The following is an 11,497-nucleotide window of genomic DNA, read 5'->3' as shown; positions in this document are numbered from 1 at the left end:
GTGAACCCTCAACCAATCGGGTGCCAGACCCGCCGATCGCGGGTCAGCAGTTCGTCCGCCGCAGTCGGGCCGTTGTCACCGGCGGCATAGAGCTGCACCTCGCCTCCCTCCTGCCAGGCATCGAGGAACGGCTGCACCGCGCGCCAGCCGTTCTCGATGTTGTCGGCGCGCTGGAACAAGGTCTGGTCGCCGGTCAGGCAGTCGTAGATCAGCGTCTCGTAGCCGGTGGACGGCTGCATCTTGAAGAAGTCCTTGTAGGCAAAACCCAGCTCGACGTTCTCCATGGCCAGGGCCGGGCCCGGGCGCTTGGCTTGCAGGTCGAACCACATGCCTTCGTTGGGCTGGATCTGGATCTTCAGATAGTTGGGCTTGAGCCGCTCGACTTCGGTATCGCGAAACTGGGCATAGGGCGCTGGCTTGAAGCAGATGGCAATCTCGGTGTCGCGCACGCTCATGCGCTTACCGGTACGCAGGTAGAACGGCACGCCGACCCAGCGCCAATTGTCGATCATTACCTTGAGGGCGACGAAGGTTTCGGTGTTGCTGTCGGGCGCGACCCGAGGTTCTTCGCGGTAACCGGGGACCTTCTTGCGCCCTTGTTTGCCAGCGCTGTACTGGCCGCGTACCGAGTTTTTCAGGGCCATGTTCTTCGACCAGGGCCGGATCGCGCCGATGACCTTGGCCTTCTCGCTACGCACCGCATCGGCGCCAAAGGCCGCCGGCGGCTCCATGGCGACCATCGCCAGCAACTGGAACAGGTGGTTGGGGACCATGTCGCGCAAGGCGCCGGTACTGTCGTAGAAGGCGCCGCGGCTTTCGACACCGACGGTTTCGGCAGCGGTGATCTGCACGTGATCGATGTAGTGGTTGTTCCAGAACGCTTCGAACAGGCCGTTGGAAAAACGGCTGACGAGGATGTTCTGCACCGTCTCTTTGCCCAGGTAATGGTCGATGCGGTAGATCTGCTTTTCGCTCATGACCTTGAGCAGGCAGGCATTGAGCGCTTCGGCGCTGACCAGGTCCGAGCCGAAGGGTTTTTCCACCACCACCCGGCGAAAGCCGGCGCTTTCGTCGAGCAGGCCAGCGGTGCCCAGGCGCTGCACCACTTCGCTGAAAAAGCGCGGTGAGGTGGCCAGGTAGAACACCGCGTTGGCGCTGGGGTTGCTGCGGATGCGTTCGGCGATGGCCTGGTAGGTGGCCTCGTCGAGAAAATCGCCGGTGAGGTAGCCGATGCGTTTGGCCAGGCGCGCCCAGAGTTTGTCATCCAGGCACTTGCTGGCGCCTTCGCTGGCCCTGTCGCGTTCGCGCATGAAGGCTTGCAGGCGCGCGGCGAATTCGTTGTCGGTGGCGGCGTTGTGGTCGACGCCGATAATGCGCAGCCCCTTGTCGAGCAGGCCATCACGGCTCAAGTTGTACAAGGCCGGCATCAACAGGCGCTTGACCAGGTCGCCGTTGGCACCAAACAGGAACAGGTTGCAAGGCGGTGCCGCTTCGATCTGTGTTTTGCTCATTCGGCTTTCTTCTCGACGTGGCCACCAAAGCCAAAACGCATGGCCGACAGCATGCGGTCGGCGTAGGTGCCCTGCTGCTGGCGCGAACGGAAGCGGGCGAACAGCGCACTGGACAGCACCGGCACCGGCACCGCCTGTTCCACCGCCGCATCGATGGTCCAGCGCCCTTCGCCGCTGTCGGCCACCGAGCCGCTGTAGCCGCCCAGTTGCGGGTCTGCCACCAGGGCGTCGGCGGTAAGATCCAGTAGCCAGGAGGTGACCACACTGCCACGGCGCCACACTTCGGCGATTTCCGCCAGGTTCAGGTCAAAGCGCTGCTCGGCCGGCACGGCATCGCTGCCCTTGCTCTTGAGCAGGTCGAACCCTTCGGCATAGGCCTGCATCAGGCCGTATTCGATGCCGTTGTGGATCATCTTCACGTAGTGCCCGGCACCTGCGGGCCCGGCATGAATATAACCCTGCTCGGCACGCCCGGCCGGGCCCTGGCGGCCACGGGTGCGGGGGATCTCGCCAACCCCGGGGGCGAGGGTGGCGAACAGCGGGTCGAGGCGATCGACCACCGCCTGCTCGCCGCCAATCATCATGCAGTAGCCGCGCTCCAGGCCCCAGACGCCGCCCGAGGTGCCGACATCGATATAGTGCAGGTTGCGCTTGCCCAGCTCGGCGGCGCGGCGCATGTCGTCCTTGTAGAAGGTATTGCCGCCGTCGATGATCACGTCGTCGGCGTCGAGCAGGTCAGCAAGCTGGGCAATGGTCTGCTCGGTCGGCTCACCGGCCGGCAGCATCACCCACACCGCCCGGGGTTTCTCCAGCTTGCCTACCAGCGCGCCAAGGTCATGGGCGCCGTTGGCGCCTTCCTTGACCAGGGTTTCCACTGCCTGACGATCGCGGTCATGCACCACCATGCGGTGCCCGCCACGCATCAAGCGCCGTGCAATATTGCCGCCCATGCGGCCCAGCCCCACGATTCCCAATTGCATGTGCGATGCTCCCCTGGAATGAAAAATAGCGCCTCAGGCCTTCAAGGTTAGTCCAGCCCTCGCGCGCTTGGTTCAGCGACGAACGGCAAGACAGCCAGAAACAAAAAAGTTCCCAAGGCCTGCAAAAGAATTCAGAATCGCCGCCGATCCAGCAGCTACGCTGTTAGAAAAACGAACCACCCTATGCGAGGTGTGCAATGGGAACCCTTCTGCCAAAAATGCCTGCCCAGACCCTCTACGTGACGGTACACCGCGACGAGCTGCGTCGCCTTAAAGAAGAGCGCGAGCAGTTGCAACAACAGGTCGCCCAACTCAGTCTGCTTCTGCAGCAAGCCCAGGACGGCCAGTTGCCAGCGCGCAGCTGAGCGTCCCCGCGGCGGGTTGTGCACCTGATGTTTTCTGCCCTGCTTGACGGCATTTCTCCCGCCTAAGCCGTCTGAAACGTTGTGCCACAACCTGCAGTCGCGCTGCTGCAGGTTCCTGCGAGCAAAAGTGACCAGCGGGTCACATTCTTCACGAATTCTCTCCTACACTCGGTATTCGGCCAGACATCGCCCGGAAAACTCGACTGAAAATAGTCGAAACTTCTGCAATCGCGGTAGGTCAGGAACTAAGTAGGCCATCGATTCCGCTTCAACGGACGCGGCCCACCCACCCCATATCGTCACCACGCCGTCGGCAGGACGCCGGCTTGCGTAGCGCTTGTGCGCTTGGCTGCGGGGCATGGAAGGCAAGGCAATACCACTCACAGAGAACAGTATCGGTAGACAAACAACAACGGGCGCCCACGCCCGCACAACATAGGGACGGAGAGAAGTATGATCAGTGCCGCTGTCGAACCTCATGTAGAGCAATTCACCCCGGATTCGCGTGAACCGCTTGCAGCGGATTTCACGCCGACAGCCAAGGCACTGGGTGCTGACCCCAGACACTCTTCACATAAACGCAAAGTGTTGTTCGTCACCTCGGAAATCGCCGACCTGGTCAAGACCGGCGGCTTGGGCGATGTCTCGGCGGCGCTGCCACGGGCCATGCGTCACCTGCACGATGTGCGGGTGCTGATCCCCGGTTACCCGCAGGTGCTGGAAAGCGACAACCCGATCCACCTGGTCGGCGAGCTGGGCGGCCACGCGGCCTTGCCGCCCTGCAAGATCGGGCGCATGGACCTGGCCGATGGCCTGGTCATCTATGTGTTGATCTGTCCCGAGCTGTACCAGCGCGAGGGCACGCCCTACGGCGCCAACAACGGTCGCGACTGGCCCGACAATCACATCCGCTTTGCCCGCCTGGGCCTGGCCGCGGCAGAAATCGCCGCCGGTGAAGGCATGGTCCACTGGAAGCCCGACCTGGTCCATGCCCACGACTGGCCGGCCGGCCTGGCCCCGGCCTACATGCACTGGCGCGGCCTGCAGACGCCGACCCTGTTCACCATCCACAACCTGGCCTACCAGGGCGTGGTCAGCCGCGCCTGCTGCCCGGAACTGGCGATCCCCGACCACGCCCTGCAACAGGAAGGCATGGAGTTTTACGGCAAGCTGTCGTTCCTCAAGGCCGGCCTTGCCTACTCCAGCCACATCACCACGGTCAGCGCCACCTATGCCCGGGAAATCACTACGCCCTCGTTCGGTTGCGGGCTGGATGGCTTTCTCGCCAGCAAGGCCCAGCAAGGCCTGCTCAGCGGTATTCCCAACGGCATCGACGAGAGCTGGGACTCGGCCAGCGACCCGCACCTGGATCACCCCTTCAGCCTCAACGACTGGCACGGCAAGGCCGCCAACAGCCGCCAGGTGCGTGAGCTGTTCGGCCTGCAACCTTCGAACGGGCCACTGTTCGCAGTGGTTTCGCGCCTGGTCTACCAGAAAGGCCTGGACCTGACCCTGGGGGTGGCCGAATACATCGTCCGCCAGGGCGGCCAGATCGCGATCATCGGCCGTGGCGAACCGGAAGAAGAACAGGCCATGCGCGAACTTGCCCTGCGCCATCCCGGGCAGATCGGCGTGCGCATCGGCTTCAACGAAACCGATGCCCGGCGCATGTTCGCCGGCAGCGACTTCCTGCTCATGCCGTCGCGCTACGAGCCCTGCGGCCTGAGCCAGATGTACGCCCAGCGCTTTGGCTCGCTGCCGGTGGCGCGCAACACCGGGGGCCTGGCCGACACCATCGAGAATGGCGTCACCGGTTTTCTGTTCGATGAATCGACCGTCGACAGCTACCGCGAAGCACTGGGCCGGGCGTTCTACGTGTACAGCAAGAAGAACCTGCTCAATGCCATGCGCTGCCTGGCGATGACCCAACCGTTCAACTGGTGCCAGGCCGTCGAGCCTTATGCCCGTCTTTATCAGGAGCTGGTCGAAAACGCCCGAGCAACCCCACGCTGAAGCGGAGATGGCAGGTATGCCCTTGAGGTCACAGGAACACGCGACCCACGGGGCCGTGATGCTGGACAGCAACAGCGCCCGGTTTGCCCTGTGGGCACCGGACGCACAGCAGGTGGAGGTTGAATTCGACGCCGGTGCGCGCCAGCCCTTGCAGGCCCAGGCCGACGGTTGGTTCGTCGGCCAGCTGCCGTGCAAGGCCGGTGACCGCTACCGCTACCGGATCGACGCCACGCTCACGGTGGCCGACCCGGCGTCGCGCTACCAACCCGACGGCGTGCACGGCCCCAGCCAGTTGCTGAACCCCGCAGCCTACCGCTGGCAGTACCCCGACTGGCGCGGGCGCCCCTGGCCTGAGGCGGTCATCTACGAGCTGCATGTCGGCCTGTGCGGCGGCTATGCCGGGGTGATCGAGCGCTTGCCGGCCCTGGCCGAGCTGGGCATTACCGCCATCGAGCTGATGCCGCTCGGGCAATTCCCCGGCGAGCGTAACTGGGGCTACGACGGCGTCCTGCCGTTCGCTCCACAGCACAGCTATGGCAGCCCCGAGCAACTGCGCGAACTGATCGACCAGGCCCACGGCCATGGCCTGATGGTGCTGATGGATGTGGTCTACAACCACTTCGGCCCGGACGGCAATTACCTCGGCCAGTACGCCAGTGGCTTTTTTCGCCAGGATCGCCAGACCCCGTGGGGCGCGGCGATTGATTTTCGCCGCCGCCAGGTGCGTGACTTTTTTATCGAGAACGCCCTGATGTGGCTGCAGGAGTACCGCGTCGACGGTCTGCGCCTGGACGCCGTGCACGCCATCGACGACCCGGATTTTCTTGCCGAACTGGCGCGCCGGGTGCGCAGCGAGATCACCCCGGGGCGTCAGGTATGGCTGACCCTTGAGAACGAACACAACCAGGCGCACCTGCTTGAACAGGGCTTCGATGCGCAGTGGAACGACGACGGTCACAACGCCCTGCACGTGCTGCTCACCGGCGAGCAGGAGGCGTACTACGCCGACTACAGCGAGTCGACCATCGAAAAACTCGCGCGCTGCCTGAGCCAGGGCTTCGTCTTCCAGGGCCAGCCCGACCGCAACGGCCGTCCCCGCGGCGAGCCCAGCGGGCATTTGCCACCCACGGCCTTCGTGCTGTTCCTGCAGAACCACGACCAGATCGGCAACCGCGCGTTCGGCGAGCGCCTTAACCAACTGTGCCCGCCCCAGGCCTTGCGCGCAGCCACCACCCTGTTGCTGCTGGCGCCGATGATTCCGCTGCTGTTCATGGGCGATGAATGGGGCTGCGAGCAACCTTTTGTGTTTTTCACCGATCACCACGATGAACTGGCCGATGCCGTACGCGAAGGCCGGCGCGCCGAGTTTGCCGGTTTTGCCGACTTCGCCGATGCCGTCACCCGCTCGCGGATTCCCGACCCCAATGCCCTCGAGACCTTCGACGCTTCGCGGCCGCGGCCAGCACACTCATGCCAACAGCCATGGTTGCAGTTGTACCGGCAATTACTGGCCCTGCGCGCCCGCCACATCGTCCCCAACCTGCCCGGCATCCATGCCCTCGGCGCCCGGGTGCTGGGGCCGCAGGCCTTGACGGTGCGCTGGCAGCTCGAACGCGGCGGCGAGCTGCGTATTGACCTCAACCTTGGCCCTACCGCGCAAGTGGCCGACCTGCCGGCCAACGCTGCACGCCTGTTCAGCTGTAGCGAAAGCTGCATCGGCAACACGCAATTGCCGCCCTACACCACCCTGGTCAGCCTGCTGCCGACCACCCCAGCGGAGCCTGCCCATGACTGACCCACGCTTGCAGCAACTGGCCGAACTGGCGGGCCTGGCGGTGGACTGGATCGACGCCAACGGCCGCGCCCAGCGGGTCAGTGACCCGGCGCTGCAGCGGGTGCTGGCCGGCCTAGGCCACCCGGTCGACAGCGTTGAGGCGATCGAAGCCAGTATCCAGGCGCTGCTGCGCGCCCACGATGCCCGCCACCTGCCGCCGCTGTTGACGGTTGACCACGGCCTCCCCCTGCAGCTGTCCGGCTATTTTCCGCCAGCGATGGACTGCCAGGTGCTGCTTGAAGATGGCAGCGAACAACCGTTGCAACTGGATGATCAGGCCAGGCTCCCCGCCGGCTTGCCGATCGGCTATCACCAGGTGCAGATCGACCAGCAACAGTTCACCCTGGCCGTGGCGCCAACCCGCTGCTACAGCATCGCCGATGCGCTGGGCACGCCGACGCCTCGCAGCTGGGGACTGAGCGCCCAACTGTACAGCCTGCGTCGCCCCGACGATGGCGGCTATGGTGATTGCCTGGCCCTCGAGGCGCTGGTGCGCAGCGCCGCCGAACGCGGCGCCGATGCCCTGGCGATCAGCCCGCTGCACGCCATGTTCGCCAGCGACAGCCAGCGCTACAGCCCGTACTCGCCCTCCAGCCGGCTGTTTCTCAACAGCCTGTATGCAAGCCCGGCGGCGCTGCTCGGGGACCGTGCGGTGCGCATGGCCATTGAAGCCTGCCAGTTGCACGGGCCGCTGGAGCAGCTTGAACAACTGCCGCTGATCGACTGGCCGCAGGCCGCATCGTTTCGCCAGCGTTTGCTGCGTGCGCTGTACCGCGACTTTATCGCCACCGAGCACCCGTTGTTCGCCGACTTCGACAGCTATCGCCAGCACGCCGGCCCCGCCCTGGAACGCCACTGCCGCTTCGAGGTACTGCTGGAGCACGCGCTCAAGCGCGACATCGGCCAGGACTGGCGCGACTGGCCCGCTGCCTGGCACGACCCGCACAGCCCCGAGGTGAGTGCCTTCGCCCGCCAGCACAGCGAGGAGGTGGCGTTTCACGCCTTCTGTCAGTGGTTGATCGAACGCAGCCTGCAACGTGCCCAGGATGCGGCGCGCAGCCATGGCATGGGCATCGGCCTGATCGCCGACCTGGCGGTGGGTGCCGACGGCGCCGGCAGCCAGGCCTGGAGCCGCCAGGACGAGCTGCTGGCCGGCCTCAATGTCGGCGCGCCGCCGGATATTCTCAACCGCGCCGGGCAGAACTGGGGCATCTGCGCCTTCTCGCCCGAAGGCCTGCGACGCAACGGCTACCGGGCGTTCATCGAGATGCTGCGGGCCAACTTTGCCCATGCCGGGGGCCTGCGCATCGACCATGTCATGGGTTTGCAACGGCTGTGGCTGATCCCCCAGGGTGCCACCCCGGCCGAAGGAGCCTACCTGCACTACCCGCTCGATGATCTGCTGCGCCTGCTCAGCCTTGAGTCAGTGCGCCACCAGGCCATCGTGCTGGGTGAAGACCTCGGCACCGTGCCCGAGGGGCTGCGCGAAAAGCTCGCCGCGCGGGCCATCCTCGGCATGCGCGTACTGCTGTTCGAGCAAGACCCGCCCGGCCATTTCAAGCCCATCCTCGACTGGCCCGACAACGCCTTGGCCACCACCAGCACCCATGACCTGCCGCCGCTGGCCGGCTGGCTGCAGGCCCGTGATATCGACTGGAACCAGCGCCTGAGCCTGATCGACGGCATCACCGAGCGGCACTGGCGCGACAGCCGCCAACACGAGCGCCAGGGCCTGCGGCGCACTCTTGAACAGAACTACGGCCAGGCCCTGGCCGAGAGCGACGCGCTGATCGATGCCAGCATCCGCTACCTTGGCCATACCCGCGCGCCGCTGGTGCTGGTACCGCTGGAAGATCTGCTGGGTGTCGATGAGCAACCCAACCTGCCCGGCACCATCGACAGCCACCCCAACTGGCGCCGGCGCTTTGCCCTGGCGGCCAGCGTGCTGCTTGACGACGCGGATGCGGCGCGGCGCCTGGAGCTGCTGGCGCAGGCCCGCGAACAAGCCTGGGAGCGTGACCGATGAAAGCCCTGACCGCGACCCTGCGCCTGCAGTTTCATGCCGACTTCGGCCTCGACCAGGCGGCGGCGCTGGTGCCCTACTTCGCCCGCTTAGGCATCAGCCACCTGTACGCCTCGCCGCTGCTGCGCGCGCGCCCCGGCTCGCGCCATGGCTACGATGTGGTCGACCCCGGGCAGGTCAGCCCGCATCTGGGCGGCGAAGCTGCGCTAGAGCGCCTGGTGGCAGCGCTGCGCCTGCACGGTATGGGCCTGATCCTCGACATGGTGTCCAACCATATGGCGGTCGGCAGCGACAACCCCTGGTGGCAGGACCTGCTGGCCTGGGGCCGGCGCAGCCGCTATGCCGAGTTCTTCGACATCCAGTGGCACTCGCCCGACCCGCTGCTTGAAGGTCAGTTGCTGCTGCCGTTTCTGGCCGGTGACTACGGCGCGATGCTGCAAGGCGGCGACATCCCGCTGCGCTTCGACGCTGCAACCGGCCAGTTGCATATCCAGCACCACGAGCACCGCTTTCCGATCTGCCCGGCCGACTATGGCCTGGTGCTCGCCGAAGGTGGCGCAGCCCTGCAGACACTGGCCAGCCGCTTCAATGCCTTGCGCAGCGCTGACGATGCGCCGGCGCAGGCCAGGCCGCTGCTGGCCGAACTGGCGGCGCTGGCCCGCCAACAGCCCCTGGACGATGTGCTCGGCGCCTTCGACAGCCGCAGCCCCGAAGGTTTCAAGCGCCTGCACGCGCTGCTCGAACGTCAGTCCTACCGCCTGGCCAGCTGGCGCACTGCTGGCGACGATATCAACTGGCGGCGCTTTTTCGACGTCAACGAGCTGGGCGGCTTGCGGGTCGAACGCGCGGCGGTGTTCGAGGCCACCCACAGCAAGGTCTTCGAGCTGATCGGCCGCGGCCTGGTCGACGGCCTGCGCATCGACCACATCGACGGCCTGGCCGATCCGCGCGGCTACTGCCGCAAGCTGCGCCGGCGGGTCGACGGGCTCTTGGCCCAGCGCCCACTGGAGGCAGCGCTGGAGCACTTTCCGATCTATGTCGAGAAGATCCTCGGCGCCGACGAGCAGCTGCACCGCGACTGGCAGGTCGACGGCAGCACCGGCTACGAGTTCATGAACCAGGTCTCGCTGCTGCAGCATGATCCAGACGGCGAAGCAGAGTTGGCGGCGCTATGGAGCGCGCTAAGCGAACGCCCGGACTTCAGCGAGGAAGTGCGCCTGGCCCGCCAGCAAATCCTCAATGGCAGCCTGGCCGGCGATTTCGAGTCGGTGGCCCAGGCGCTGTTGCAAGTGGCCCGCGACGACCTGATGAGCCGCGACCTGACCTTGGGCGCCATTCGCCGGGCGTTGCAGGCGCTGATCGAGCACTACCCGGTGTACCGCACCTACATCAATGCCTGCGGGCGCCCGGTAGAAGATGAAGCGTACTTCCAGCAAGCCATGCGCGGTGCCCGCCAGTGCCTGAGCGAGGCTGACTGGCCGGTGCTCGACTACCTGCAGCGCTGGCTCGGCGGCGAGCCCTGGCGGCGCTTGCCGCCGGGCCGGCCGCGCAAGCACCTGCGCCACGCCTGCGTGCGCTTTCAGCAACTGACCTCGCCCACCGCCGCCAAGGCCGTGGAAGACACGGCCTTCTACCGCTCGGCACTGTTGCTGTCGCGTAACGACGTAGGTTTTGATGCCGAACGTTTCAGCGCCCCGGTCGAGGACTTTCACCAACATTGCCTCACGCGCCTTGAGCAGTTCCCGGACAACCTGCTGGCCACCGCCACCCACGACCACAAGCGCGGCGAAGACAGCCGTGCGCGCCTGGCAGTGCTCAGCGAACGCAGCAGCTGGTTTGCCAGCCGGGTCGAACACTGGCGCGAGCTGGCCAGCCCCTTGCGCAGCACCCTGGTCGACGGCGAAGCGCCAGGTGCAGGCGATGAGCTGCTGCTGTACCAGACCCTGCTCGGCAGCTGGCCGCTGGACCTTGATGAGAACAATCCGCTGGCGCTTGAGGCCTATGCCGAGCGCCTGCGCCAATGGCAGCGCAAAGCCCTGCGTGAAGCCAAGTTGCGCAGCAGCTGGAGCGCCCCGAACGAGGCCTATGAACAGGCCTGCCTGGATTTCATCGACACCCTGCTGCTGGAGCGCGCCAGCCAGCAGTTGCGTCATTCCCTGGCCGAGGCGGCGCAGGCGATCGCCTGCCCAGGCGCCCTCAACAGCCTGGTGCAGTGCCTGCTGCGCATGACCGTGCCCGGGGTGCCCGATCTGTACCAGGGCAACGAGTTCTGGGACTTCAGCCTGGTCGACCCGGACAACCGCCGCGCGGTGGACTTTGCCGGTCGGCGCCAGGCCCTGGCGGATGGCACCACAACGGCGCAGTTGCTCCAGGACTGGCGCAGCGGCCGGGTCAAACAGGCGCTGATCAACCAGGTGCTGGAGTGGCGCCAGCAGTCCCCGCCGCTGTTCCTGCGCGGTCAGTACCTGCCGATCGAAGTGCGCGGCAGACACGCCGGGCGGGTCCTGGCGTTTGCCCGGGTGAGCGCCGAACAGCGCGCCGTGGTGGTGGTGCCGCGCCTGGCCTGCAGCTTGCTTGGCCAATCACCGCTACCGCTGATCCCGGCACAGAACTGGGACGATACCCGGCTGGTTTTGCCGTTTGCCTTGTCGCCTGGCAATTGCTCGGGACTTTTTGCCACAGGCGCAGTCACAGCCTCAAAGGAGCTGTGGCTGAGCACTGCACTCAAGGAGTTTCCGGTCAATCTGTTCGTTGAACATCGTTAAGTCCTC

7 protein-coding genes are annotated in these 11,497 nt (G+C 65.8%); 5 read left to right on the top strand and 2 right to left on the bottom strand.

Annotated elements, in window-relative coordinates:
• Positions 1 to 8: 8 nt before the first annotated feature.
• Both zwf and gnd read right to left on the bottom strand, forming a co-directional pair.
• Entirely contained in the window at positions 9 to 1,511 is a 1,503-nt protein-coding gene (gene zwf / locus LOY22_RS11680) for a glucose-6-phosphate dehydrogenase (RefSeq protein WP_258597559.1), read from the bottom strand.
• Positions 1,508 to 2,491 carry a phosphogluconate dehydrogenase (NAD(+)-dependent, decarboxylating) gene (gnd, locus tag LOY22_RS11675; RefSeq protein WP_195883850.1) on the bottom strand — a complete coding sequence of 328 codons (984 nt, stop codon included), beginning with the start codon at positions 2,489 to 2,491 and terminating at the stop codon, positions 1,508 to 1,510. The genes zwf and gnd overlap by 4 nt, the downstream gene beginning before the upstream one ends.
• A 197-nt stretch (positions 2,492 to 2,688) precedes the next feature.
• On the opposite strand from gnd, the gene LOY22_RS11670 reads away from it, so the two are divergent.
• From LOY22_RS11670 to LOY22_RS11650, 5 genes are all read left to right on the top strand, one after another.
• Positions 2,689 to 2,856, top strand: a complete 168-nt coding sequence (locus LOY22_RS11670; RefSeq protein WP_176794265.1) for a DUF6026 family protein — start codon at positions 2,689 to 2,691, stop codon at positions 2,854 to 2,856.
• A 453-nt stretch (positions 2,857 to 3,309) separates the two neighbouring features.
• Positions 3,310 to 4,869 (top strand): glycogen synthase GlgA, encoded by a 1,560-nt coding sequence (glgA, locus tag LOY22_RS11665; RefSeq protein ID WP_045198548.1) that lies wholly within the window; start codon positions 3,310 to 3,312, stop codon positions 4,867 to 4,869.
• 16 nt (positions 4,870 to 4,885) lie between these two features.
• Positions 4,886 to 6,664: a malto-oligosyltrehalose trehalohydrolase gene (treZ, locus tag LOY22_RS11660; RefSeq protein ID WP_258597557.1), complete on the top strand. Its 1,779-nt coding sequence runs from the start codon at positions 4,886 to 4,888 to the stop codon at positions 6,662 to 6,664.
• Positions 6,657 to 8,729: a 4-alpha-glucanotransferase gene (gene malQ / locus LOY22_RS11655; RefSeq protein WP_258597555.1), complete on the top strand. Its 2,073-nt coding sequence runs from the start codon at positions 6,657 to 6,659 to the stop codon at positions 8,727 to 8,729. The genes treZ and malQ overlap by 8 nt, the downstream gene beginning before the upstream one ends.
• Entirely contained in the window at positions 8,726 to 11,491 is a 2,766-nt protein-coding gene (locus LOY22_RS11650; RefSeq protein WP_258597553.1) for a malto-oligosyltrehalose synthase, read from the top strand. Before malQ ends, LOY22_RS11650 begins: the two co-directional genes overlap by 4 nt.
• Positions 11,492 to 11,497 lie beyond the last annotated feature (6 nt).

This window comes from Pseudomonas sp. B21-035 (assembly GCF_024748945.1).
Classification (GTDB): domain Bacteria; phylum Pseudomonadota; class Gammaproteobacteria; order Pseudomonadales; family Pseudomonadaceae; genus Aquipseudomonas.
The sequence above is the reverse complement of the archived record's forward strand: the minus strand, read 5'-3'. Positions and strand labels throughout refer to the sequence as shown.

Excerpts from the sequence above, each read along its gene's own strand:
- zwf (WP_258597559.1), bottom strand. The coding sequence starts at position 1,511 with ATGAGCAAAACACAGATCGAAGCGGCACCGCCTTGCAACCTGTTCCTG.
- gnd (WP_195883850.1), bottom strand. The coding sequence starts at position 2,491 with ATGCAATTGGGAATCGTGGGGCTGGGCCGCATGGGCGGCAATATTGCA.
- LOY22_RS11670 (WP_176794265.1), top strand. The coding sequence starts at position 2,689 with ATGGGAACCCTTCTGCCAAAAATGCCTGCCCAGACCCTCTACGTGACG.
- glgA (WP_045198548.1), top strand. The coding sequence starts at position 3,310 with ATGATCAGTGCCGCTGTCGAACCTCATGTAGAGCAATTCACCCCGGAT.
- treZ (WP_258597557.1), top strand. The coding sequence starts at position 4,886 with ATGCCCTTGAGGTCACAGGAACACGCGACCCACGGGGCCGTGATGCTG.
- malQ (WP_258597555.1), top strand. The coding sequence starts at position 6,657 with ATGACTGACCCACGCTTGCAGCAACTGGCCGAACTGGCGGGCCTGGCG.
- LOY22_RS11650 (WP_258597553.1), top strand. The coding sequence starts at position 8,726 with ATGAAAGCCCTGACCGCGACCCTGCGCCTGCAGTTTCATGCCGACTTC.